The organism is Gordonia sp. NPDC127522 (genome assembly GCF_042672305.1).
Lineage (GTDB): Bacteria > Actinomycetota > Actinomycetes > Mycobacteriales > Mycobacteriaceae > Gordonia > Gordonia hongkongensis.
In genome coordinates, this window is the sequence record NZ_JBHXVK010000011.1 from 1 (window position 1) to 23,037 (window position 23,037).

Annotated in this window: 24 protein-coding genes and 2 pseudogenes; 22 read left to right on the top strand and 4 right to left on the bottom strand. The window is 67.2% G+C overall.

Annotated elements, in window-relative coordinates; translation table 11 throughout:
* Positions 1-90: 90 nt before the first annotated feature.
* From ACFVHY_RS16660 to ACFVHY_RS16705, 10 genes and pseudogenes are all read left to right on the top strand, one after another.
* Positions 91-492, top strand: a pseudogene (locus ACFVHY_RS16660) (transposase); the annotation flags it as partial.
* A 361-nt stretch (positions 493-853) separates the two neighbouring features.
* The gene (locus ACFVHY_RS16665) at positions 854-1,243 is read left to right on the top strand and encodes a hypothetical protein (protein ID WP_390273829.1); all 390 of its coding nucleotides are present in this window, start codon (positions 854-856) and stop codon (positions 1,241-1,243) included.
* A 51-nt stretch (positions 1,244-1,294) separates the two neighbouring features.
* Complete coding sequence (locus ACFVHY_RS16670; RefSeq protein ID WP_390273831.1) at positions 1,295-1,483, top strand: hypothetical protein; 189 nt, start codon at positions 1,295-1,297, stop codon at positions 1,481-1,483.
* A 138-nt stretch (positions 1,484-1,621) separates the two neighbouring features.
* A pseudogene (locus ACFVHY_RS16675) lies at positions 1,622-1,918 on the top strand (ABC transporter permease); the annotation flags it as partial.
* Between the two features lie 320 nt (positions 1,919-2,238).
* On the top strand, positions 2,239-3,144 hold the full coding sequence (locus ACFVHY_RS16680) for a TauD/TfdA dioxygenase family protein (protein ID WP_390273833.1): 906 nt from the start codon (positions 2,239-2,241) through the stop codon (positions 3,142-3,144).
* Between the two features lie 183 nt (positions 3,145-3,327).
* Positions 3,328-3,723 carry an ArsR/SmtB family transcription factor gene (locus ACFVHY_RS16685; RefSeq protein WP_390273836.1) on the top strand — a complete coding sequence of 132 codons (396 nt, stop codon included), beginning with the start codon at positions 3,328-3,330 and terminating at the stop codon, positions 3,721-3,723.
* Positions 3,720-4,214: an SRPBCC domain-containing protein gene (locus ACFVHY_RS16690; protein WP_390273838.1), complete on the top strand. Its 495-nt coding sequence runs from the start codon at positions 3,720-3,722 to the stop codon at positions 4,212-4,214. Before ACFVHY_RS16685 ends, ACFVHY_RS16690 begins: the two co-directional genes overlap by 4 nt.
* A gap of 2 nt (positions 4,215-4,216) precedes the next feature.
* On the top strand, positions 4,217-4,834 hold the full coding sequence (locus tag ACFVHY_RS16695) for a TIGR03086 family protein (RefSeq protein WP_390273840.1): 618 nt from the start codon (positions 4,217-4,219) through the stop codon (positions 4,832-4,834).
* Positions 4,803-6,281, top strand: coding sequence for a sigma 54-interacting transcriptional regulator (locus tag ACFVHY_RS16700; RefSeq protein ID WP_390273842.1), 1,479 nt, complete (start codon positions 4,803-4,805; stop codon positions 6,279-6,281). Before ACFVHY_RS16695 ends, ACFVHY_RS16700 begins: the two co-directional genes overlap by 32 nt.
* Before the next feature lie 148 nt (positions 6,282-6,429).
* Positions 6,430-8,433: a VWA domain-containing protein gene (locus ACFVHY_RS16705; RefSeq protein ID WP_390273844.1), complete on the top strand. Its 2,004-nt coding sequence runs from the start codon at positions 6,430-6,432 to the stop codon at positions 8,431-8,433.
* A 60-nt stretch (positions 8,434-8,493) separates the two neighbouring features.
* Here the strand turns inward: ACFVHY_RS16705 and ACFVHY_RS16710 are convergent, their stop codons facing one another.
* Positions 8,494-9,144: a hypothetical protein gene (locus tag ACFVHY_RS16710; protein ID WP_390273846.1), complete on the bottom strand. Its 651-nt coding sequence runs from the start codon at positions 9,142-9,144 to the stop codon at positions 8,494-8,496.
* Between the two features lie 193 nt (positions 9,145-9,337).
* On the opposite strand from ACFVHY_RS16710, the gene ACFVHY_RS16715 reads away from it, so the two are divergent.
* Entirely contained in the window at positions 9,338-9,976 is a 639-nt protein-coding gene (locus ACFVHY_RS16715) for a DUF1707 domain-containing protein (RefSeq protein ID WP_390273849.1), read from the top strand.
* 5 nt (positions 9,977-9,981) lie between these two features.
* Here the strand turns inward: ACFVHY_RS16715 and ACFVHY_RS16720 are convergent, their stop codons facing one another.
* Positions 9,982-10,917 carry an AEC family transporter gene (locus ACFVHY_RS16720; protein WP_390273851.1) on the bottom strand — a complete coding sequence of 312 codons (936 nt, stop codon included), beginning with the start codon at positions 10,915-10,917 and terminating at the stop codon, positions 9,982-9,984.
* A 61-nt stretch (positions 10,918-10,978) separates the two neighbouring features.
* On the opposite strand from ACFVHY_RS16720, the gene ACFVHY_RS16725 reads away from it, so the two are divergent.
* The 4 genes from ACFVHY_RS16725 (at position 10,979) to ACFVHY_RS16740 (ending at position 13,866) form a co-directional block, all read left to right on the top strand.
* A complete protein-coding gene (locus tag ACFVHY_RS16725; RefSeq protein WP_390273854.1) occupies positions 10,979-11,713 on the top strand; it encodes a DUF4190 domain-containing protein in 735 nt (244 codons plus the stop codon).
* Between the two features lie 151 nt (positions 11,714-11,864).
* Positions 11,865-12,785: a DUF4190 domain-containing protein gene (locus tag ACFVHY_RS16730; protein ID WP_390273856.1), complete on the top strand. Its 921-nt coding sequence runs from the start codon at positions 11,865-11,867 to the stop codon at positions 12,783-12,785.
* A gap of 180 nt (positions 12,786-12,965) precedes the next feature.
* Complete coding sequence (gene rpmF, locus ACFVHY_RS16735; RefSeq protein WP_004020060.1) at positions 12,966-13,139, top strand: 50S ribosomal protein L32; 174 nt, start codon at positions 12,966-12,968, stop codon at positions 13,137-13,139.
* 118 nt (positions 13,140-13,257) lie between these two features.
* Positions 13,258-13,866, top strand: coding sequence for a trimeric intracellular cation channel family protein (locus ACFVHY_RS16740; RefSeq protein WP_390273858.1), 609 nt, complete (start codon positions 13,258-13,260; stop codon positions 13,864-13,866).
* A 124-nt stretch (positions 13,867-13,990) separates the two neighbouring features.
* Here the strand turns inward: ACFVHY_RS16740 and ACFVHY_RS16745 are convergent, their stop codons facing one another.
* Together ACFVHY_RS16745 and ACFVHY_RS16750 are read right to left on the bottom strand one after the other, a co-directional pair.
* Entirely contained in the window at positions 13,991-14,872 is an 882-nt protein-coding gene (locus tag ACFVHY_RS16745; RefSeq protein WP_390274042.1) for a hypothetical protein, read from the bottom strand.
* Between the two features lie 127 nt (positions 14,873-14,999).
* The gene (locus ACFVHY_RS16750; protein ID WP_390273860.1) at positions 15,000-15,770 is read right to left on the bottom strand and encodes an SDR family oxidoreductase; all 771 of its coding nucleotides are present in this window, start codon (positions 15,768-15,770) and stop codon (positions 15,000-15,002) included.
* 193 nt (positions 15,771-15,963) lie between these two features.
* Between ACFVHY_RS16750 and ACFVHY_RS16755 the strand changes: the two genes are divergently transcribed.
* The 7 genes from ACFVHY_RS16755 to ACFVHY_RS16785 all read left to right on the top strand — a co-directional run bounded on the left by ACFVHY_RS16755 (position 15,964) and on the right by ACFVHY_RS16785 (position 22,833).
* Complete coding sequence (locus ACFVHY_RS16755) at positions 15,964-16,887, top strand: diiron oxygenase (RefSeq protein ID WP_004020056.1); 924 nt, start codon at positions 15,964-15,966, stop codon at positions 16,885-16,887.
* The gene (locus ACFVHY_RS16760) at positions 16,887-18,506 is read left to right on the top strand and encodes an FAD-dependent oxidoreductase (RefSeq protein ID WP_390273862.1); all 1,620 of its coding nucleotides are present in this window, start codon (positions 16,887-16,889) and stop codon (positions 18,504-18,506) included. Before ACFVHY_RS16755 ends, ACFVHY_RS16760 begins: the two co-directional genes overlap by 1 nt.
* A 79-nt stretch (positions 18,507-18,585) precedes the next feature.
* Positions 18,586-18,936 carry a DUF2834 domain-containing protein gene (locus ACFVHY_RS16765; protein WP_269552589.1) on the top strand — a complete coding sequence of 117 codons (351 nt, stop codon included), beginning with the start codon at positions 18,586-18,588 and terminating at the stop codon, positions 18,934-18,936.
* Positions 18,937-19,051: 115 nt separating this feature from the next.
* The gene (locus ACFVHY_RS16770; RefSeq protein ID WP_390273864.1) at positions 19,052-19,399 is read left to right on the top strand and encodes a molybdopterin oxidoreductase; all 348 of its coding nucleotides are present in this window, start codon (positions 19,052-19,054) and stop codon (positions 19,397-19,399) included.
* Positions 19,399-21,906: a nitrite reductase large subunit NirB gene (gene nirB, locus ACFVHY_RS16775; protein ID WP_390273866.1), complete on the top strand. Its 2,508-nt coding sequence runs from the start codon at positions 19,399-19,401 to the stop codon at positions 21,904-21,906. The genes ACFVHY_RS16770 and nirB overlap by 1 nt, the downstream gene beginning before the upstream one ends.
* On the top strand, positions 21,903-22,238 hold the full coding sequence (locus tag ACFVHY_RS16780; RefSeq protein ID WP_390273869.1) for a Rieske (2Fe-2S) protein: 336 nt from the start codon (positions 21,903-21,905) through the stop codon (positions 22,236-22,238). The genes nirB and ACFVHY_RS16780 overlap by 4 nt, the downstream gene beginning before the upstream one ends.
* Positions 22,239-22,524: 286 nt before the next feature.
* Positions 22,525-22,833: a GIY-YIG nuclease family protein gene (locus ACFVHY_RS16785; RefSeq protein WP_390273871.1), complete on the top strand. Its 309-nt coding sequence runs from the start codon at positions 22,525-22,527 to the stop codon at positions 22,831-22,833.
* The last annotated feature ends 204 nt before the right edge of the window (positions 22,834-23,037 follow it).

Genomic DNA, 23,037 nt, shown 5'->3' on the forward strand with positions numbered 1-23,037 from the left:
GATCCCCCCGACCGAGTTCGAAACGCTTCACTACGCTGGCCTCGGCCCCGAGGACCAGCCCATATTGGAGGCGGCACAGAACCTAGGGTGATTCACCTGTCCATGCCCGGAGTCGGTGACATCACCGGCGCCCGGATGCTCGGCGAGTTCGGGGACGACCCCGAACGCTATGCCACCGCCAAGTCTCGCAGAAACTACGCCGGCACCTCACCACGCACCATCGCCTCCGGCAAAGGACACGTCGTGCTGGCCCGCCATATCCGCAACACCCGACTCAACGCCGCCGCCATGTGCATGGCCCAAGGCGCGCTGACCGGCAGTCCCGGCGCCCGCGCCTACTACGACAGTCTCCGCGACCAAAAGAAATCCCACACCCAAGCCTTGCGTGCGGTCGCCAACCGGCTCGTCGGCATCCTCCACGGCTGCCTGGCCCACCGCACCCTCTACAACGAACACACCGCCTGGAACCACCGCACCAACCTCGCCGCTTGACACCTTGCACCCCTGGGATGTCTTCGTGACGCGCCCTCCGCAAGCTCCGGGCGCTCCTCAGGGAGCGGTGGGGTAGCGCGCTCCGCAAGCTCCGGACGCTCCTCAGGGACCAGGGGTTTTGCGGTTCTTTCGGATCAGGGAGCAGGGCTGACGCCCTCCCCGAGCTTCGGGCGCTCCTCCGGGAACAGGGCGGGCGAGTGGGCCGTGATTCTTCTGGAGAAGGGAGCGTGGACCATCTCGTTGCGTACGCTTCCGCGCCTAGGGCGCGGAGGCGTCTTGTCGCGCACCTCGGTCGCAAAGGGTTTGTCCCTCCGCGCGGCCGGGCAAATGTGAGATCCTGACCGATCGGGGGTGTGAAGAGATGACGAACAGCAACACAGCGCGGTCGGGTGGCGATGACGCCGGTGACGAGACACGCTTGAGACTCTTCGGTTTCGAGTACGACGGGGCCGGTTACCGCGCGGAGGTCCTCGACTACTCCGGATGTGATGTGACGACGGTGATCTCGGACGCGGATTACTTCTTCACCGATCAGGACAAGTTGTGGTCGCTCGCTGTCGTCGACGATCGAGCCGATCATGAGCGATTGATGTGGCTGTCGGGGTACGACTATCGGGAGCCCGCTCGTACACGGGTCGAGCGGGCAGGGCGAGCCGAGATGCAACTGCGATATCTTGCCTCCCGCTCCGCAGAGTCACGACCGGTGGTGCTTCCCGACGGTCTGCGGCTCATCCGCATGTTCCCCGAGTGAAGCGCCGGACCACTCTGGGAGAACTTCACCGAGAACTACCCCGCCGACCCAGTGCGCCTGGGCCTCGACCCCGAGTTGGCAGCGGAGCTCACCGAGTGGAACGACGTGTGGAACGCGCGTTCACACGACGCCGACCTCGACGACGAACCCGGATGGACAGCCGCCGGACTCGCTCTACACGCTCGCGTCCAGTCCGCGCTGGCCGGCGTCGCCGAGGTGACCGCGCAGTTCGTGTTCTAGGCAAGGCCCACGCGGACGCGACCAGAGAAACCCCACGCCACAAGCACATCGCCCCGGATCCGTTTGCATCCGGCGGGAGTTTTCCTCGCGGAGAGGGAAACTCTGGTCGCGGGGGTTCGCGATGTCTAGACATGCACGGTGACCTTGTTTGTGGACATCACCCCGGACGAAGCGGGTGGTGGGGCGGAGCGCACGTCGCCCGGCGGTTCGTCTCGCGCGCGATCACTGTTGACCCGGGTGGGACTCCCATTGCTCTCGGTGGTGGTGTTCGCCGCGGTGTGGCAGGTCGTCGCCGTCAGCGGGATCTGGAGTGAGACCTTCGTGCCGCGTCTGGGCACCGTGTGGCAGGCCTTCGTCGACATGTCCACCACGCACGACGGCATCCGCGGCTATGCCGACTACTACTGGTGGGGACACCTGTACATGACGCGCCGCGAAAGATGCTGAGGTGAAGGATGTCGCGGTCGCATGAGTGGCCGGCCTTTTCCTCAGCGTGGGCTCAACCCTGTGCGGTGGCGCGGCGGCCGGTTAGAAAGTGGGGGTGTCCTCCGTTCCAGCGTCGCCCGCCACCGCAGTGGCTTCGACTCGGCTCGTCGCCGGCTCAACCAGCGGAAATACGCGAGGCGCGTTCGGCTCGATCAGCGGACACCAGGGCACCCTCCACTCGATGAACTGGGGGGACGGATCGCATCACGGTTCGCCGCCGGCGCACCCCGCTCCGACCCCAGCCTGCATCGACCTGGAGAACGATCCTCATGACCACCACCTCTCGCCCCGTCGCCACCACGCACCGTCCTGACGCCGGAAGCATCTCCGGCGGAGTCGAATTCGACATCGACGAGTTCGGCCCGAGTTTCGGTGCCGAGATCCGCGGTGTCGACGTCGCGTCCGCCACCGACGCCCAGGTGTCCGCGCTGCGCCGGGCGCTGATCGACTACAAGGTCATCGTCCTGCGCGATCAGCACCTCGACGACGAGGCGCACATCCGGTTCGGAAACCGGCTGGGAGACCTGACCTTCGGGCATCCGGTGTGGAACAGCGGCGACGTCCCCGGCGAGGTCTACTCGCTCGACAGCGCCGACAACGGCTTCGCCGACGTGTGGCACACCGACGTCACCTTCATGCCGCGTCCGCCGATGGGCTCGATTCTGCGTCCGGTTGTGTTGCCGCGCAACGGCGGTGACACCAACTGGGCGGACGCCGAGCTCGCGTACCAGTCACTGTCGGAACCGGTCCGGCGGATGATCGACGGACTCAGCGCGGTACACGACGGCAACCGCGAATTCGGGTACTACCTCGAGCAACGACGCAACGGCCGCGGCAACACCTGGGACGGTGAGGAGGTCACCGAGCTGGTGCCGGTCACCCATCCGGTGGTGCGCATCCATCCCGAGACGGGCCGGAAGTCGTTGTTCGTCAATCCCGGTTTCACCTCGCACATCGACGGCGTCTCCGAGGCGGAGAGCCGTGGCATCCTCGACCTGCTCTACGCGCACATCACGAAGCCCGAACACATCGTCCGCCACCGCTGGCGTCTCGGCGATCTCGTGCTCTGGGACAACCGGAACACGCTGCACTACGCGAACCGTGACTACGGCGACGCCCGCCGGGTGATGCACCGGATCACCCTGCGCGGCGAGGCGCCCATCGGGCCGGCCTGACCGCGGCCTCCCGACGATCCCGAACTCCCACCATCGGCCACCCGGCCGGCGGTGGGAGTTCTCGTATGCCCCCTCGGTTCGTCTTGCACCGCGCTTAACCGGACCTGCTTATTCAACCGGGGGGTTGACAACGTCGTCGGTCCGGCGCACCATCGTATTCAACCAAACGGTTGAGGAGGTCGGATGGCAGACGAGTTGTCCAAGGTGTTCGCCGCACTCGCGGACCCGACACGGCGCGACATGGTTGCGCGGCTCGCGGTCTCGGATGCGACGGTCAGTCAGCTCGCCGAACCGTACGACGTCAGCATCCAGGCCGTCTCGAAGCATCTGAAGGTGTTGCAGGACGCCGGTCTGGTGACCCGAACCCGGGAGGCCCAGACCCGCCCGGTCCATCTGGAAGCAGAGGTGTTCGACCTCATGACCAAATGGATCGAGCGGTATCGGAAGCGGGCGGAGGAGCGCTACCAGCGCCTCGACGCGTTGCTCGCCGCGATGAACGACGGCCCCGAGGCCCAGCATCCGACGGTGTCGGACCCCGAGGTCGAACAACCACCCCACAAGGAAGGAAAGGTGTCATGACCGCAACGCAGACCCGCTATCCCGAGGCCGCCATCGAGGCCGACAAAGAGGTGCCCCTCATCCGCATCACCCGCGACTTCCGCGGGACGCCCGCGCAACTGATGAAAGCCCACACCGACCCCGAACTCTTCGTCCGGTGGATCGGACCGGACGCGATCAGCAGCCGGATCATCGACTGGGACGTCCGCGACGGCGGCAGTTGGAGCTATGTCTCCACCCACGAGGGGCAGGAGTTCGGATTCCGCGGGTGCTTCCACACCGTGGGCGAGGACAAGATCGTGCAGACGTTCACCTTCCTCGGCATGCCCGATGCGGTGTCGCTGGAGACCCTGTGGTTCGAGGATCTGGGCGACGGCACAACGCGGCTCCACGCCCAATCCCTGTGCGACAGCTTCGAAGCGCGCGACGGTTGGCTCGCCTCGGGCATGGAGGTCGGCGTGAACGAGGGATACGCCGCACTCGACCGCATGCTCACCGAGGGCGCGATCTGACCGTGGCCGACGTAACTCTGTCCGCACTCGACGCGTCCGGCCGGCACCGTGAGGTGGCGTCCGACTTCGCGGAGGCCATCGCCGACGTCCGCGACTGGGAGGCGCCGACGCCGGTCGACGGGTGGGTGGCGCGCGACGTCGTCGCCCACCTCGTCGACTGGTTCACCGGCTTCCTCGCCGCCGGTGGGGTGACTCTGCCCGCGGGCCCCGCTGTCGCCGACGACCCGGCCGGGGCGTGGTCACAGCACGCCGCCTCGGTGCAGGCACTCCTCGACGGGCCGGCCGCCGAGGACACGTTCACCCACCCGATGGCGGGCGAGCATCGACTCGTCGAGGCGATCGACCGGTTCTACACCGCCGACGCGTACATGCACACGTGGGATCTCGCCCGATCGCAGGGCGTCACCCCCGACCTCGACCCCGGATTCGCCGGACAACTGCTCGAGGGCATGGCGTCCATCGACGACATCCTCCGCAGTTCGGGTCAGTACGGTCCGAAGGTCGAGGTGGATGCCGATGCCGACCCGGTGAGTCGCCTCATGGGATTCATCGGCCGGGACCCGCGATGGACGCCGGCGACGAGGAGTGATGACGAGCACGCGCTCGACAACGCGGAGTAGCCTCGATGAGGTGCCAGAGGACAACTTCACCACGCATGGCTCCCAGTCGACCGAAACCCGGCATCCGTCACCCCGAACCCTGGGTGAACTGCGTGCCAGCGGTCACGTGCAGCGCAGTGTGCGCGACGAGATCCGCAACAACCTGCTGTCCGCACTCCGCGAGGGACGCGACCCCTGGCCGGGCATCGTGGGCTTCGAGGCGACGGTCATCCCGCAGTTGGAACGGGCGCTGATCGCCGGCCACGACGTCGTCATGCTCGGCGAGCGCGGCCAGGGCAAGACCCGCATCCTGCGCACCCTCGTCGGGCTCCTCGACGAGTGGACGCCGGTCATCGCGGGTTCCGAGCTGGCCGAGCATCCCTACGAACCCATCACCCCCGGGTCGATCCGAAAGGCCGCCAACCTGCTCGACGATCTGCCGATCGAGTGGCGTCACCGTTCGCAGCGCTACAGCGAGAAGCTGGCCACGCCGGACACCTCCGTGGCCGACCTCGTCGGTGACATCGACCCGATGAAGGTCGCCGAGGGACGCAGTCTCGGCGACCCGGAGACGATCCACTTCGGGCTCATCCCGCGCTCGCACCGCGGCATCGTGGCCATCAACGAGCTGCCCGATCTCGCCGAGCGGATCCAGGTGTCGATGCTGAACGTGATGGAGGAGCGCGACATCCAGGTCCGCGGCTACACCCTGAGATTGCCGCTCGACGTCCTGGTGATGGCCAGTGCCAACCCGGAGGACTACACCAACCGCGGCCGGATCATCACCCCGCTCAAGGACCGCTTCGGCGCCGAGATCCGGACGCACTACCCGCTCGAGCTCGACGACGAGGTGTCGGTGATCGAGCAGGAGGCGGATCTGACGGCCAGCGTCCCGACGTTCATCACCGAGATCCTGGCGCGGTTCACCCGCTACGCCCGTGACCATCCGTCGATCGACCAGCGATCGGGAGTCTCCGCCCGCTTCTCCATCGCCGGTGCCGAAACCGTTGCGGCCGCGGCGCTTCACCGGGCGACGGTGACGGGCGAGGACCAGGCGGTGGCACGCGTGGTCGATCTCGAGTCGGTGATCGAGGTGCTGCGCGGCAAGATCGAGTTCGAGTCCGGCGAAGAGGGCCGGGAACTCGAGATCCTCGAGCACCTGATGCGCAAGTCCATCGCCGACGCGGTGCGGGCCCACCTCGGCGGCGTCGACATGGCGCCGCTCGTCGCCGCCCTCGAGAACGGCGAGCCGGTGGTCACCGGCGACCGGGTGCGTGCCGACGACCTGCTGGGTTCCATCCCGTCGCCGGACACCACCTCCGGCGTTCTGGACCAGATCGCCGAGCGCCTCGAGGCGGACTCGGACGGGGAGCGTGCCAGCGCGGTCGAGCTCGCGCTCGAGGGACTCTTCCTCGCCCGACGGATCGGCAAGGAGGCCGACGAGACCGGGCAGACGATCTACGGGTGAGCGGCACCCTTCGTGGCTCGCTTCGCTCGCACCTCAGGGAGCAGGGCTCGCTGCGAGAGCGAGAGTGCAGGAACCGCCTTTGCTCCCTGAGGTGCGAGGAGCGTTAGCGACGAGCCACGAAGGGTTCGTGACGAAACGAGGAGAACACATGGCGCGCAAGAGCTTTCACCGTTCGCGCTACCAGCGGTACAGCGGCGGCCCCGATCCGCTCGCGCCGCCGGTCGATCTGCGGGAGGCGTTGGAGACGATCGGCGACGATGTCATGGCCGGCGTGTCGCCGCAGCGGGCGCTCCGAGAACTGCTGCGTCGCGGGACGCCGAACATGCGCGGACTCGACAAGTTGCGCGAGCAGATCAACCGTCGCCGGCAGGAACTGCTGAAGAAGCGCAACCTCGACGGCACCTTCGCCGAGATCCGTGAACTCCTCGACCGTGCGGTACTCGAGGAGCGCAAGCAACTCGCCCGTGATCTCGACGACGACGCCCGCTTCGCCGAGATGCAGATCGGGAGTCTGCCGCCGTCGACCGCCCAGGCCGTCGAAGAGCTGTCGGAGTACAACTGGCGCAGTCCGCAGGCGCGTGAGGACTACGGCAAGATCAAGGACCTGCTCGGCCGGGAATTGCTCGACCAGCGCTTCGCCGGCATGAAGGAAGCGCTCGAGGGGGCGAACGAGCAGGATCGGCAACGGATCTCGGAGATGCTCGGCGACCTCAACGAGCTCCTCGCCGCGCACAACCGGGGCGAGGACACCACCGAGGCATTCGACGAGTTCATGGCCAAGCACGGTGAGTTCTTCCCGGAGAACCCGCGCAACACCGAAGAACTCATCGATTCCCTCGCCCAGCGCGCGGCCGCGGCACAGCAGTTCTACAACTCGCTGACCCCCGAGCAGCGGGCCGAGCTCGACCAGCTGACGCAGCAGGCATTCGGATCGCCGGACCTCATGAATCAACTGGCGCAGATGGATTCGCAGCTCCGGGCGGCCCGGCCCGGTCTCGACTGGGACGACGCGCAGTCGTTCTCCGGCGACCAGCCGATGGGACTGGGCGAGGGGGCCGCGGCACTACGCGACATCTCCGAACTGGAGGCGCTCTCCGAGCAGCTGTCACAGCAGTATGCCGGCGCGCAGATGGACGACATCGATCTCGACGCGCTCGCCCGGCAGCTCGGCGACGACGCGGCGGTCGACGCGAGAATGCTGGCCGAGCTCGAGAAGGCGCTGTCCGAGCAGGGTTTCTTCGACCGCACCGCAGACGGTCAGCTCCGGCTGAGCCCGAAGGCGATGCGCCAGCTCGGTCAGTCGATCTTCCGCGACATCGCCGAGCAGCTGTCGGGCCGCCGGGGCGATCGCCAGACGCGCCAGACCGGACTGCTCGGCGAGCCGACCGGCGCTTCCCGGGAGTGGGAATTCGGCGACACCGACCCCTGGGACGTCACCCGGACCGTGTCGAATGCGGTGCTGCGCACCGTGTCCGAGACCCACGAACCGTCGCTGGCGACGTCGGAGATGGCGCGATCGGGAGTGCGTATCGACGTCCGCGACGTCGAGGTCTCGGAGACCGAGAGTCGTACGCAGGCAGCGGTGGTCCTGCTCGTGGACACGTCCTTCTCGATGGAGATGGAGGGCCGGTGGACGCCCATGAAGCGCACCGCGATCGCCCTGAATCATCTGATCTCGACGCGCTTCCGCAGCGACGAACTCCACCTCATCGCGTTCGGAAGGTATGCGCGGTCGATCGACATCGCGGAGCTGACCGGTCTGCAACCGCGGATGGAGCAGGGGACCAACCTGCATCACGCACTGTTGCTCGCCCAGCGACACCTCCGGCGGTTCCCGAATGCGCAGCCGGTGGTCCTGGTGGTCACCGACGGAGAGCCGACCGCGCATCTCGATCCGAGTGGGGAACCGTTCTTCTTCTATCCGCCGCACCCGCAGACCATCGCGCTGACGGTTCGGGAACTCGACCATGTCGCGCGAATCGGCGCCCAGGTCACGTTCTTCCGTCTCGGCGAGGATCCCGGGCTGGCCCATTTCATGGATCAGATCGCCCGCCGGATCGGCGGACGCGTGGTGGCGCCGGACGTCGACGGTCTCGGCGCCGCCGTGGTCGGCGACTATCTGCGGGCCCGGAAGGGACGCCGGCGCGGCTGATCGAGGCCCCGTCGATGAGCGCCGCGGCGACGTCGGTGCGAATGTGTCGACGCGAGAATGTCAGACGGTCTTCGGCTTTCGGCCGGCGATGATCCAGAGCACGATGCCCACCAGTGCGAGCAGGCCGCCGAATCCACCGCCGACGACTGCGAGCAGCACGCCGCCGACACCGCTGAGGATGCCGGACGCGTCGATGGATGCGACGACGGCCGGCGAATCGCACTGGAACGAGTAGGTGCCGGATTCCACGACCTCGAACGAATCGAACGATTCGACCCCGGAACCGTCGAAGGTGAACTCGGTCGTCGAGTTGGTACCCGACGCCAGCGCAGCGGGACCGGTGATCTCGCAGGCGGGTACGCCGTTCGTGCTGCTGCTGAACAGCTGGAACTCGTCACCGGCGTCGTAGTACTGCTCGGCGGTGGGGTTGACCTCGAACGCCTTGTCGGCCACGTTCCCGATACCGGCGATCGCCATGACCACCCCGACGGTGACCGACAGGACCAGGATCAGCACACCGAGCAGGGTCAGGATCTTGCCCCACCGTCGCATCCCGGCGCGGTCCTTGCGCGGGGCGGGGGGTGGCGGGTAGCCCGGGTACGCGGGTTGTCCATAGCCGCCCGATGGCGGGTGACCGCTGCCGGGGAAGGGCGACTGCTGATGGTTCGGCTGACCGTACGGGGACTGGCCCGGATCGTAGGGCTGACTCATCTTCGCCTCCGATGTACGCCGGTCGGCCGTCCCGCCCGGACGTGTTGGATTATGCCGCTCGGGCGGGCCTTTCGTCGGGCAGTTGGCCGGAGGGGTCGTCGGTGCGAGGCACCGGCCCGACGACTCCTCGGGGTCGTCTCCGGGGAAAGATCAGGGTGGTCGTGCCGGACTCGGGCAACTAGGGTTTCCAGACGTGACCCAACCCGGCGATTCACCGATGCCCGACGACCGTCGTGCCCGACTCCGCGCCGCGGATGCGGACCGCGAACTGGTCCACGAGATCCTCTCCGCCGCCATGGCGCACGGCAGCCTGTCTCCGGTCGAGTACGAGGAGCGAGCCGGGAAAGCGGTCCTCGCCAAGACCTTTGGTGACCTTGACGCCCTGACCGACGATCTCCCGGTGGCACAGCTCGGCGTCGCGATGCCTGCGGCCAGCCTGTCCCCGGGCCCGCGGGTGACGGGCGGCAGCGCGGACACGGCCGTCCGCCACCGGTTGGCCATCATGTCCGGGAGCGAGCTGTCCGGGACGGCGGTGGTCGCCGATCAACTCACCGCCACCGCCATCATGGGCGGGGTCGAACTGGACCTTCGCGAGGTGGAGTTCACCGCGCCGGTGCTGACGGTTCAGTGCGTGGCGATCATGGGCGGGGTCGAGATCAAGATGCCCGACGGAGTGACCGTCGAGATCGGGGGACTGGGCATCATGGGCGGATTCAGCGGCCGGTCGCAGAAGGCGTCCCGGCCCGGCGCACCGGTGGTACGGGTGACCGGACTGGCTCTGATGGGCGGCGTCGACGTCAAGTATGTGCCCCGGGACGAGCCCGACGCCTGACGAGTTCAGGCGAGCAGCAGGGCGATGATCATGATGGTGGGTATCGACGTGAGCGTCGTGATCAGTGCCGTGTCCCGGGCGAGGATCTGACCGCGCCGGTAGCGGGTCGCGTACACCAGGACATTCTGTGCGGTCGGCAACGCCGCGATGACCACTTGCGCGAACAACGCCTCGCCGGTCTGCCCGAATCCCCAACGGGCGATGGCGTAGACGGCCAGCGGCATGACGATCATCTTCAGCACGCTTGCCAGTGCGATGTCGCGGCGGGGGCTCGCACCCTTCTTGAACACCGCGACGCCGGTGAGCGACAAGCCGAATGCCAGCAGCGCCGCCGGCACGGAGGCGTCACCGAGCATCTTCAGCGGAGACATCAGGGCCGCGGGCGGGGTCCAACCGATCAGCGAGACCGACAGACCGGCGAGTCCGCCGACGACGATCGGATTGGTGATCGGGGCGACGAGCGAGTCCCGCAGCAGCGATCGCCCCGAATCCCGGTCCAGCGCGGTGAGATCCAGCGCGAGCAACGCGATCGGTGAGTAGATCAGGATCTGGAACAGCAGCAGCGGTGCGATGAACGACGCGTCGTCGAGAACGAAGATCGCGATCGGAAGACCCAGATTGACGCTGTTGACATACGACGACGACAGGCCGCCGATCACGAGTTCGGGAACCGCGCGTCGAAACCACAGTTTGGCGACGACGACGTACACCGCACCGATCAGAAACGCGCTGCCGCCCGCGATCACCAGCGTCGAGGAGAAGACGACCGACAGATCGGAGGTGACCATGGAATGGAACAGCAGCGCCGGGGTGAAGACGAAGAACACCAGGCGGGAGAGGACTTCGTGGGCGTGGTCGCCGATGACACGCGTGCGCCCGAGGAGATATCCCACCCCGACTACAATGAAGATCACCGTGAAGCCGGAGATGACGCCAGACACCGGTTGAGTCTAATCGTTAGGCTGGTGAACACATCGTGTCGGATCTACATGGGGGTTGTGCGTGAGTTATCCACCGGGACAGGGCTCGGGCCAGGGCCAGGACGACTGGGGTACGGTGCCGAGCTCGGGATCCTCGGGCAACTCGGGTCCCGACCTCTCCAAGGGTGACCAGGGCCAGGGTGCCGCACCGGAGTACGCGCCGACCGAATACGGCCAGACCTACCAGCCGGGTCCGTCGTCGGACCCCTACGGCCAGAACGCCTACGGTCAGAACCCGTACGGTCAGGAGCAGTACGGCCAGAGTCCGTACGGATCGCCGGCCGGCAACCAGGGCTACGGGACGCCGAGCCAGGATCCCTACGCACAGCCGCCGGGTGCGTCCTACGGTCAGGTCAACGATCCCTACCAGGCGCCGGCGTACGGCGGCGCGTACGGGTCGCAGAACCCCTACAGCGCGGCGCCCTACGGCGGCGGTTACGGATACGCGCCGCCGCAGAAGACCAACGGCAAGGCGATCGCGGCGCTCATCTGTGGCATCGTCGGCGTCGTCTCGCTGATCGCCTGCTTGTTCTTCTCGTTCTTCCTGTCGATACCGGTCGGCATCGCGGCCGTCGTGCTGGGGTTCATGGCGCGACGGGACATCGAACAGTCCGGTGGCACGCAGAGTGGTTCGGGGATGGGCTTGGCCGGGATCATCACCGGCGCGCTCGCCATCGTCGGTGGCGTGGTGTGGACCGTTCTGTTCATCGTCCTGATAGTCGCAGGCGACACGAGCTCCTCCACCTACTACTACTGAACGAATATCGGGCCGATCCGGGGTCATGTTCTTCGACTACGGCCCAGTTCGGAGCCCTTTCTCACTAAGCTGAGCCTGATGCACGGCCGGTTGGTCGTGCACGCATCTCCCCGCGTTTTCCCGCTGCGGCACAGCTTGTGAAAGGCATCCGATGACCACTCCGACCGGGGGTAGCGATCCGACGGATCCGGCCCAGGCACCGCAATCCCCACCATCCGGCCCACCTTCGGAAACCTCGGCAACCGACCCGTCGCCGTGGGAACCGACCCAGAAAGCGGCGGTCCCCGAGGCGGTGCCGGACTCGGTGCCGGTGACCTCGACCCCCGGGGCCGGACCGGATGACACGGAGATCCCCGAGTCGCACAGTCCGGCCGACGGTGTCACCCGGGTCATCCGCACCGGTGGACCGTCGAATCCGTCCGCTGCACAGCCGGTTCCGCCGCCACCCGCGCCCGGTGGCCCCGGCGGCCCGGGTCCGGGTGGCCCGGCCCCGTCCGGTTACGACGCCACGCGCGTGATCTCGACGCGGTCCCCAGCGGGAACGCCACCGAGACAAGCCCCACCACCTCCCCGGCCGGGATTCGGTCAGCAGCAGGGCTACGGACAGCCGCAAGGTTACGGACCACCGGGTCAGGGGCAACCCGGCCCCGGCCGGCCGGGATACGGCCCCCCGCCGGGGTACGGTCCGCCCCAGCAGGGTCCGCCCCCGGGTCGGCCCGGGCAACCGTTCGCCCCGCCCGGCGATGCCCGATCCCCGGAATCGGCGTCCGCCGAGTCCCGCGCCGAAGACGGCCGGCACGTCGACGCCGACGGCCCGTCGACCAACAAATTGGCCGTGGCCGCGCTGGTGGCCTCCCTGCTGGGTCTCCTGTGCGTCGGGGTCGGCGGCCTCGTCGGGCTGGTGCTCGGCATCGTCGCGCGGAAACAGATCGCGGCGTCGGGTGGCAGGCAGACCGGCGATGGGGTGGCGCTCACCGCGGTCATCATCGGGGCGTTCATCATCGTCGTGTGGGTTGCATACTGGGTGGCCATTGCGTTGACCGACCTCCGATCGCCGTGGGGCTACCTCTGAAGCAGGCGACCCCGGGCGCGTGCGGATCGGCCATTTTGGAATCGGGCGTCCTCGCCAGGTAGTCTGGTCGGGTTGTGTGCCGCGGCCGCGCCGGGTCGAGGGGTGCACTGATGGGGCCGATCCAGTGATGCCAGACGTCACCACCGGCCACGCAGACCACAGTAGGAGAAGGGCTCAACCATGGCTGTACCGAAGCGCCGGATGTCGCGGGCGAACACCCGTAGCCGTCGTTCGCAGTGGAAGGCGGAAAACCCCGCACTGCAAGAAGAGAAGGTGAACGGCGTCCCCGTGCGGATTCCGCGTCGACTGGTCAAGGCGGCTCGCGCCGGCCTCATCGACCTGGATCGTCGCTAGCCTCGTTCGGTCGCCGTATCGGCGCCGCACTGTCATACCGATGACCGCCCCTGGTTCGCCCGGGGCGGTCATTCGCGTGCTGACCGACCGGCCTGTCCCTGGATAGCGAGGTGATCTCGTGGTGCTCGATGTGCTCAACTTCGCGGGTATCGCGGTGTTCGCGGCGTCGGGGGCGATGCTCGGGGTCCGCAAGGACTTCGACATGTGGGGGATCATCACCGTCGGCGTGCTCACCGGGGTCGGCGGCGGCGTATTACGCGACGTCCTGCTGGGGATCACCCCGCCCGCGTCGATCAACGGGTGGGGTCCCATCGTCACCGCGACCGTCGCCGGCCTCGTCGTCTTCTTCTTCCATCCCGCCTTCACGGCACTGCACCGGTCGATACTCGTGCTCGACGCATTCGGGATGGGGCTCTTCGCCGCCACGGGTGCGAGCATCGCCCTCGACGTCGGGGCGAGCCCGTTCGCCGCGACGACCGTCGGGCTCCTCACCGCGGTGGGTGGCGGCATGCTCCGCGACGTGATCTCGAATGAGATCCCGCTCCTCCTCACACCCGCCGACCTCTACGCCGTACCCGCGGTACTCGGTGCCGCCATCGTCGCGGTCGGCGCGACGTACACCTCGGCGGCGCACTGGATCTGGCTCGTCGTCGGATCGGTCCTCGCGACCGCGCTCCGCCTGGTGAGCCTTCGGTTCGCGGTGCGGCTCCCGACCGCACGACGCTGACCTTGCTGCAAACCCACCCGTTCTCCGTGAACCCACCCGGTCCGAGCGCGGTGGATCTACGGAAAAGGGGTGGGTTTGCGGGTCACTCGACGCCGCCGAGTCGAAGCGCCTTCGTGATCTGCGCCTAGAAGCGCGCCTTGTCGGCGAGGTCCGGCCATGTCCACCGCACGAGGGCGTACCCCTGCGCGCGCAGCCTGTCCTCACGCGTCTTCTCTTCGACCACCGTCTGCCACGCGGGCTCGTCGCCGAGGCCGCCGCTGTACTTGATCATGCCGTCGAATTCGCCTATCACCCTGTTCGCCAGCAGGAAGTCGACGCGAGCGATGAACACGCCGTGGTCGTCGAAGATCTTGACCTGCTGTCGTGGGATCGGCAGGTCGGGGAACTCGAGCATGACTGCGCGACTGAGGGATTCGCCGATGCTCTCCGACAATGCGTTCGCGTGTGCCAGCGCGCGGCGGAGCATCTCGACCCCCTTGAATCCTCGGCACGAGTCGAGGATCTGTCTCATTCGGTCCGGATCGGCGTCACGTCGAAGCGCGGCGTCGAGCACCGCGAGGGCCTGCCGGTTGGTTCCCAGTCGGGCGACATCACATGCCGTGCGCTCGATGGATGTCACCGTGACCCCGTCGATGACGTCGATGTCCTGCGGCTTGACGGTGGCCTGATGTCTGACGATGTGCTTGGCCCGTTTTCCGACTTTCGGCGACGTCACATGGACCTGCGACAGGTCGGGCCACAGCATCGGCAACCTATGCATGGCAGCTGACGAAGTGTGACTGAAGATCCGACCGGGTCGTCCAGCCCTTGCCGCAGCAATGACGGTCAAGCGGTGCTTCTCGACTGCCTGGAGTTCGCTGACCGCGGTGAAGTCGGCCAACGCGCCCGGCCAGAGCCGCACGAGGGTCTTGTTGCCGACCATGTGCTGCAACTGTTCATCACTGATGTGGGTGCCGGCGGTTTCTTTGCGGAGAATCAGGCCATGCGGGTCGGTGGGTAGGTCCATACGAATCAGACGCACGAATGCGCCGTCCGGACCCACCTTCCGACAAACCCACCCCTTCTCCGTAGACCCACCTGGTTCGAGAGTGTTGGGTTCACGCAAAAGGGGTGGGTTTGCGAGTGGGGGTGGACTACTGCGCGATGTACTTGTTGACTGCCCGGTTCAGGAAGTTCGGGATGAACTTGGCGGCGTTCTGCAGGAACAGGGTCTGCGCGCCGACGGAGTAGCTGGTGCGGTGGAGCAGTTTGTCCTGACGGGTCGGGTGCACCGACTCCCAGATCTTCTCGGCGACCTGTTCGGGAGTGATCCGGATGCCCAGGGTCTTCGTCGACTTGGCGCCGCCGGTGGCGAGGGCGGTCTTCGCCCACAGGGGCCAGATGCTGACGACGCGGATGTCGTCGTGCTCCCATTCCAGTTCGAGCGCCTCGGTCAGGCCCGCGACGAAGAACTTCGTCGCCGAGTAGACCGCGATGCCGGGCTGGCCGTAGATCGCCGACGCCGATCCGATGTTCACCAGGTGCGCGCCCGGCGTCTTCTTCAGGTACGGGTATGCGGCCTGGGCGCCGAGTGCGACGCCGAGGGCGTCGATGTCGATCTGCCGCTTGATCTGGTCCGGCGTGATGTGGTCGATCTGGCCCTCGTGGAGGATGCCGGCATTGTTGTCGAGGACGTCGAGTGTGCCGCCGGTGTGCGAGGTGAACTCGGCGAGAGCTTCGGCCCACTGCTCCGGCTCGCGGACGTCGAGGGTGCCGGTGATGAAGTCGGGATGGTCGGCCTTCACCTTCGCCAGCGCGTCGGCATCGACGTCGTAGACGCCGACTGTCCACCCGTCGCGGCCGAAACGCTCCGCGGTGGCGAGACCGATTCCGGCAGCGCCGCCGGTGATGAAGATGGAGGGCATGGAGAACTCCTTGCAACTGAACGGACGGCTTCGACGCCGCTGACCTGCGAGGACGATCCTCGGCGCTGAACTTACCGGTGAGTATATTCGTCGATTCGTTTACTCGGTCACACGGCGGTGCTATCTTGACAACACGCATTGTCATTACATCGATCATTGTCACGATCGACGACGACCGGGAAGCGAGTTCTCCATGACCGCCGCGATGGAACGATCCGAGAATGTCATCAGTCTCCGGGACCAGGGCACCGAAGAGGTCTCGGCGCGGCTGTTGGCGTCGGCCGCCCGGCTGTCGCGCAACGCGATGACCGAGATCGACTGGTCGAAACCAATGGACCCCACCAAGTACGGGTGCAGTCCGGAATGGTCGTCGCTGTACGGGACCGCGTACTGGGACGAGCTCACCGAGGAACAGCGGATCTCGGTGACGCGCCACGAGTTCGCCTCGATCATGAACATCGGGATCTGGTTCGAGATGATCCTGCAGGAGATGGTCATCCGCGACCAGTACCTCGGCGACTACCACGGTTCGGAGTTCCAGTTCGCGCTCACCGAGGTCGCCGACGAGTGCCGGCACTCGCTGATGTTCGCCAAGGCGTCGGAGAAGATGGTCGGCGCCTCCTACCATCCGTCGAAGAAGGTCTCGCGCCTCGGCAAGATCTTCATGCAGACCGCGAAGAACGAGGTCGCCTACGCCGGCATCCTGGTCGCCGAAGAGGTCCTGGACGTCTTTCAGCGCGGCTGCATGCGCGACGACCGCGTGCTCGACTTCATCCGCACGGTCAACGAGATCCATGTGCTCGAGGAATCGCGCCACATGAAGTTCGCGCGCGAAGAGGTGCGTGACTCGCTGGAGGGCGTCAGCTGGGCGCGCCGCCAGTTCAGTGCGTTCGCGGTCGCCGTCGGTGCCTACTTCATCGTGACGAGTCTGGTGCAGCCCAAGGCCTTTGCCGACGCCGGGCTCGACGTCGACCGCGCGGTCCGAGAGATGCGCAGCAACTCGCACTTCCACTCGATGATCCGCAGCAGCTGCGCGCACCTCATGGAATTCCTCGACGAGGTCGGACTGTTGACCAAGCCCGCCATGCGGTACTACCGGAAAGCGCACATGCTCTGATGTTCGTCATCACCCAATCGTGTTGCAGTGACGCAGCATGCGTCGCCGTGTGCCCGGTCAACTGCATCCATCCGACACCCGAGGAGCGCGGCTTCGGCAGCTCCGACATCCTGCACATCGACCCCGAGGCGTGCATCGACTGCGGCGCATGCGCCGATGCCTGCCCCGTCGACGCCATCTATCCGGCGGACAAACTCGGCACCCGCGACAAGGTCTTCATCGACATCAACGCGGACTACTACAAGACCAACCCGGAGGTTCGCTCGGGATGGGCGCCCATCGGTGACGACTCCGCGTCGTCGATCACTTATCCGGACGTGCCGAAACTGCCTGCGGGACTTCGGGTCGCGCTGGTCGGAACGGGTCCCTCCGGCGGGTACGCCCTGCGCACGCTGCTCGACCGCACCGAGGCGCAGGTCACCGTCATCGACAAACTCCCCACTCCCGGTGGGCTCGTGCGCGCCGGCGTCGCCCCGGACCACCCGGGCACCAAGGGCGTGCTCCGCGGGTTCGACCTGCTTTACCGCGACCCGCGCGTCACGATGCTGACCAACGTGACCATCGGGGACGGCGCCGACCAGATCACCCCGGCCGAACTCGCGGAGCATTTCGACGCGGTGTTCTACGCGGTCGGTGCCAGTGAGTCACGGCGCCTGGGTATCCCGGGTGAGGACCTTCCGGGTTCGACGTCGGCCACCGATCTCGTCGCCTGGTACAACGGCGTGCCCGGTGTCGATGCCGGGCCACCGCTGCGCCGCGGAACCGCCGACGAGCCGGCGACGGGTCGAGCGGTCGTGGTCGGTACGGGCAACGTGGCCCTCGATGTCGCGCGAATCCTCGTGTCCCCGCCGGATTTGTTGGCCACCACCGATATCGCCGACCGTGCGCTCGAGCTGCTCGCCGAGCAGAACGTACACGAAGTGGTGCTGCTGGGCCGTCGTGACCAGGCGTCCGCGGCGTACACCGCGGCCGAATACCGTGCGCTGTCGGAGATCCCGGGTGTCGAGGTCGAGGTGATCGAGGACGCCGAAGGTGCCGATCTCGCCCGGTTCCGTCAACCCGCCGACCCGAAGCGCCGTCGGATCGTGTTCCTGTTCCACAGCAGTCCCGAAGAGATCACCGGTGATTCGCAGGTCGAGTCGATCACGGTGCGCACGGGCGAGGGGCGTCACCACGTCGCCACCGACCTCGTGGTGCGCTCGATCGGCTATCGCTCCACCCCGATCCCCGGCCTCACGTTCGACGACGCGCGCGGCGTCTTCAGCAACGTCGACGGTCGCCTCGTCGACGAGACAGGTGCGATCGTGCCGGGCGGATATGTGCTCGGCTGGGCCAAGCGCGGACCCAGCGGCGGCATCGGCGCCAACAAGATGTGTGCGACGCGGACTGTCGAGGACTTCATCGCCGACGCCGCGGCGGGCCGGCTGCCCCGGACCGAACGCGAGCCCGGAGCCTTCGGTGCGTTGGTGCGCACACGCGTCCGGACGGTGATCGGCTACCGCGGGATGCGGGCCATCGACCGTCGCGAACGGCGTCGCGGCCAAGAAAAGGGCCGGCCCCGTGTGAAGTTCACCCAGGTCGCCGAGATGGTGGGCGCCGCGGGATGGCGTCGGACCTGACGGCCACCGCTCCGGTTTCGGGCCGGGGTGTCGCTCTGCCGTGCCACCATCGAGGTTCCGACACGTCGAGGAGGGCCTGATGACCACCGATTCCGACCAGAAGTGGCGAGAGCGATCGTTGTTCGTCGTCTTCCTGTCCGCGCTGGTCACGCAGAACGCCATCGCGATCCCCTACGTACGACAGAACGGGCCGGGGTCGGTCAAGGACTTCTTCGTGGGGGACATCCTGAAGACGACGCCCGGACGGTTCGCGATGGTCGACCTGACGTTCGTCGTCATCGGCTTCCACGTGTGGGCCCTCGCGGAGGCCCGCCGCCTGCGCATCCTGCCGTGGTGGCTGGCGTCGGTCGTGCTGACCTTCGGCGTCGGCATCGCCACCGCGATCCCGTTCTTCTTCCTAGCCCGGGAGCGTGCGCTGGGTTCGCGGTAGCGGAACCGCGCGCTCGGTGGCGCTCTCGCGGGCGGGCCGGGCCGGTGAGAACCAGACAACGTCGCCGTAACACCGAGGCAAGTCGCATTTCATGCGCCTCGCGGATAGTGGCGGAATGTCGAGCACTCCACAATTCCTGCAGGGTGTCTACGCGTTCTCCGGCTCGGGCCTGTCGAAGCCGGGGCCGATCGATGCGTCGCTGATCTTCGTCGTCCCGCCCGGGATGACGGCTCAGCCGTTGTACTTTCGCGGCGGCAACAGCTCCGACGAACTCATCTGCGTGACCCTGGTTCGCGACGGCACGCCGATGCGGATGTTCCCGATGGGCGCGAGGTCGTCGGTCAACGTGCCGTTGCGGGTCGTCGAAGACGTGGAACCCGACACCACGCTGGAGCTCCTCCTCGCCGCGCCGGAGGGCGCGAGCGGTGAGGTCGTCGTCGATTTCGGGATGGTCATCTTCTGATGGGCGATGAGCACGTGACGCCGCCGGTTCCCACGCGTCGGCTGGTCGTGGTCGGCAACGGCATGGCCGGCGCGCGCACCGTGGAGGAGATCATCTCGCGCGGCGGCCGGGAACAGTTCGCCATCACCATGATCGGCGACGAGCCGTACGGGAACTACAACCGGATCATGCTCAGCCATGTGCTGGCCGGGGAGACCGCGGTCGACGACGACGACCTGATGCTCAACCCGATGGCGTGGTACCGGGAGAACGACGTCACGCTCCACTCCGGTGATCGCGCCGAGTCGATCGACCGGTTCGCCAAGACGGTGACCTGCGCGAGCGGACGGATCATCGAGTTCGACGTGCTGATCATCGCGACCGGGTCCCACACCTTCTTCCCCAACATGGACGGACTCCGCGAGCCCGACGGCAGGCTCGCACGCGGCGTGTTCGGCTTCCGCACCATCGAGGACACGAACGGCATGCTGCAGATGGCCGAGTCGCGCGACAACGTGCGTGCGGTGGTGATCGGCGGCGGGTTGCTCGGACTCGAAGCGGCCTACGGACTGCAAACGCAGGGTGTGGCCGTCGACGTCGTGCACTCGCCCGGGCACCTGATGAACCAGCAACTCGACGAGCGCGGCGGCAAGGTGCTGCGCAATCAGATCGAGGCGTTGGGGGTCGGCGTCCACACCGGCAAGCGGACGACAGCGGTGTTGCGCAACGACGACGGGACCGTCGCGGGAGTCGGTTTCACCGACGGGGATTCGCTGCCCGCCGACATGATCGTGGTGACGGCCGGCATCCGTCCCAACGTCGAGATCGCCCGCGGCGCAGGTCTGGTCGTCGAGCGCGGCATCGTCGTCGACGACCAGATGCGTTGCGAGGACGAGGCCTTCATCTACGCGGTCGGGGAGTGCGCGCAGCACCGCAGTGAGGTGTACGGTCTCGTCGCACCGCTGTGGGAGCAGGCGGTCGTGCTCGCCGACGTCCTCACCGGCGCGAATCCGGCTGCCGAATACCACGGTTCGCGACTGACCACCAAGCTGAAGGTCGCCGGTGTCGACGTCGCGGCGATGGGGGTCAAGGGACCGGAACGCGAGGACGACGAATTCGTCCAGTTCTACGAACCACGCAACGGCGTCTACAAGAGCGTCGTGGTCCGTGACAACAAGCTCATCGGAGCGATGCTGCTCGGCGACATCTCGAAGGTCAACTTCCTCACGCAGGCCTTCGACGACAAGGTACCGCTTCCCGACGAACGCATCTCGATGCTGTTCGACCTGGGCACCCCCAGCGCCGAGACCGGGGCGGCCGAGCTCGCCGACGACGTGCAGGTGTGCAACTGCAACGGGGTCACCAAGGGCGACATCGTGGCCTGCGTGGCGTCGGGGTGCACGAGCGTCGGTGAGGTGTGCGCGAAGACCCGCGCCGGCAAGGGATGTGGTTCCTGCAAGGGGCTCGTCGCCGACATCGTAGAACTCGCAGCGGGGGACGAGCTCACCGCCGACGCGTCCGCCGATTGGTACGTCCCGGCCATCCCGCTGACGAAACCCGAACTGATAGACGCCATCCGACGGCAGGACCTGCGGTCGGTCAGCGAGGTGTTCGACAAGCTCGCGCCCGGCGGCGAGGACGCGGCGGCGAAGATGCCGCTCGCCTCACTGTTGCGGATCATCTGGGGTTCGGCGTGGAAGCGCGAACCCGGTGCGCTGTTCGTCAATGACCGAGTGCATGCGAACATCCAGCGTGACGGCACCTTTTCGGTGGTGCCGCAGATGAAGGGCGGGGTGACCTCACCCGAGCAGTTGCGCAAGATCGCCGACGTCGCGGAGAAGTACTCGATCCCGATGATCAAGGCGACCGGTGGGCAGCGACTCGATCTGCTCGGCGTGAAGAAGGAAGACTTGCCGAAGGTCTGGGAAGATCTCGGCATGCCGTCGGGGTACGCGTACGGCAAGAGCTTCCGGACGGTCAAAACCTGTGTCGGCACCGACTATTGCCGATTCGGTCTCGGCGACTCGACGCAGCTCGGCATCGACATCGAGACGCGCTACCAGGGTCTGGAGTCGCCGGCGAAGCTGAAGCTCGCGGTGACCGGGTGTCCGCGCAACTGCGCGGAGGCGCTGTGCAAGGACTTCGGCGTGGTCGCGATCGGTGACGGCAAGTGGGAGATCTACGTCGGTGGCGCCGCCGGCGCGCACATCCGCAAGGGCGACCTGCTGGCCACCGTGGATTCGGCCGACGAGGTGATCCGGTTGTGCGGCATTTTCATTCAGTACTACCGCGAGCAGGGCAAGTGGCTGGAGCGGACGTACGCGTTCGTACCGCGCATCGGCATCGAGGAACTCCGCGCGATCATCGTCGACGACCGCGACGGACTGGTCGCCGGGTTGCAGGAGGGGATCGACGCCGCGGTCGAGGCCTACGTCGATCCCTGGCTGGACCGCGCCGAACCCAAATCGCCCGCGCAGTTCACCTCGGCGCTTCCGCTGCTGCCGCTGCCCCGGGTGCCGGTCCGATGACCAGTGTGTCGGCGGACGCCGGCGTCGTCGTGGGGCAACTGGACGACCTGCAGGTCGGCGAGAGTCGAGCATATGCGATGCAAGACAGGCAGATCGCGGTATTCCGCCTGACCGACGGGACCCTGCGCGCCACCGACGCCGTCTGCCCGCATCGCGGGGGACCGCTCGCCGACGGTCAGTTCGATCTGGGCAAGGTCGTCTGTCCGTTGCACCAGTACGCCTTCGAACTGGCCGATGGCCGATGCACCTCGGACGGTATCGACTCCATCGGCGTCTACCGCGTCGAGGACCGGGACGGGGACATCGTCGTCTGGTTGGACACCGCACGCTGACTTCGAAGGGTCGTCACCCCCCGCTCCCTGAGGAGGCCCGGAGCTCTGCGGAGGGCCGTCACCCCGCCGCTCCCTGAGGAGGCCCGGAGCTTGCGGAGGGCCGTCACCCCCCGCTCCCTGAGGAGGCCCGGAGCTTGCGGAGGGCCGTCACGAAGGGTCCTCGCAACCACAGCGATTGCGCCGACCGTTCGACCCAGCGATGTGGACCAACGCGACGAAGCCATACATTCATCCACAGAGGTGTGAGCACGTCGTCGGTGGTCACTTCCGCCCCGAGTATGGGTGGATGGCATGGGTCTATCTTCTCGAGTGCGCCGACGGCCTGTTCTACGTCGGGAGCACGCGCGATCTCGACGAGCGAATGCAACAGCACAGTTCCGCGCGAGTGGGGTTCACTTCCCGACGGCGCCCGGTGACACTCATGTGGGCGGCTGAACTCGAGTTACAGGACGCGTACGCTATCGAGCGTCGAATTCACGGGTGGTCGCGTGCCAAGAAGCGCGCCCTGATCGACGGCGACGTCGACCTCCTTCGACAGCTGGCGAGCCGCGCCCGCGGCAGCATCTCGGTCCGCTGTCGCCAAGACCCTTCGTGACGGCCCTCCGCAGGCTCCGGGCCTCCTCAGGGAGCGGGGGGGGTGACGGCCCTCCGCAGGCTCCGGGCCTCCTCAGTGAGCGGGGCAGGGTTGCGTGGACCCTTCGTGACGGCCCTCCGCAAGCTCCGGGCCTCCTCAGGGAGCGTGTGTGGTCACCCTCCGCAAGCTCCGGGCCTCCTCAGGGAGCGGAAGGCGTTGCGAGGG

Coding starts and splice junctions, on each gene's coding strand:
- ACFVHY_RS16665 (WP_390273829.1), top strand. CDS start 854: ATGACGAACAGCAACACAGCGCGGTCGGGTGGCGATGACGCCGGTGAC.
- ACFVHY_RS16705 (WP_390273844.1), top strand. CDS start 6,430: ATGGCGCGCAAGAGCTTTCACCGTTCGCGCTACCAGCGGTACAGCGGC.
- rpmF (WP_004020060.1), top strand. CDS start 12,966: ATGGCTGTACCGAAGCGCCGGATGTCGCGGGCGAACACCCGTAGCCGT.
- ACFVHY_RS16785 (WP_390273871.1), top strand. CDS start 22,525: ATGGCATGGGTCTATCTTCTCGAGTGCGCCGACGGCCTGTTCTACGTC.
- ACFVHY_RS16685 (WP_390273836.1), top strand. CDS start 3,328: ATGGCAGACGAGTTGTCCAAGGTGTTCGCCGCACTCGCGGACCCGACA.
- ACFVHY_RS16730 (WP_390273856.1), top strand. CDS start 11,865: ATGACCACTCCGACCGGGGGTAGCGATCCGACGGATCCGGCCCAGGCA.
- ACFVHY_RS16750 (WP_390273860.1), bottom strand. CDS start 15,770: ATGCCCTCCATCTTCATCACCGGCGGCGCTGCCGGAATCGGTCTCGCC.
- ACFVHY_RS16690 (WP_390273838.1), top strand. CDS start 3,720: ATGACCGCAACGCAGACCCGCTATCCCGAGGCCGCCATCGAGGCCGAC.
- ACFVHY_RS16755 (WP_004020056.1), top strand. CDS start 15,964: ATGACCGCCGCGATGGAACGATCCGAGAATGTCATCAGTCTCCGGGAC.
- ACFVHY_RS16710 (WP_390273846.1), bottom strand. CDS start 9,144: ATGAGTCAGCCCTACGATCCGGGCCAGTCCCCGTACGGTCAGCCGAAC.
- ACFVHY_RS16745 (WP_390274042.1), bottom strand. CDS start 14,872: ATGGACCTACCCACCGACCCGCATGGCCTGATTCTCCGCAAAGAAACC.
- ACFVHY_RS16680 (WP_390273833.1), top strand. CDS start 2,239: ATGACCACCACCTCTCGCCCCGTCGCCACCACGCACCGTCCTGACGCC.
- ACFVHY_RS16770 (WP_390273864.1), top strand. CDS start 19,052: ATGTCGAGCACTCCACAATTCCTGCAGGGTGTCTACGCGTTCTCCGGC.
- ACFVHY_RS16760 (WP_390273862.1), top strand. CDS start 16,887: ATGTTCGTCATCACCCAATCGTGTTGCAGTGACGCAGCATGCGTCGCC.
- ACFVHY_RS16700 (WP_390273842.1), top strand. CDS start 4,803: ATGACGAGCACGCGCTCGACAACGCGGAGTAGCCTCGATGAGGTGCCA.
- ACFVHY_RS16780 (WP_390273869.1), top strand. CDS start 21,903: ATGACCAGTGTGTCGGCGGACGCCGGCGTCGTCGTGGGGCAACTGGAC.
- nirB (WP_390273866.1), top strand. CDS start 19,399: ATGGGCGATGAGCACGTGACGCCGCCGGTTCCCACGCGTCGGCTGGTC.
- ACFVHY_RS16765 (WP_269552589.1), top strand. CDS start 18,586: ATGACCACCGATTCCGACCAGAAGTGGCGAGAGCGATCGTTGTTCGTC.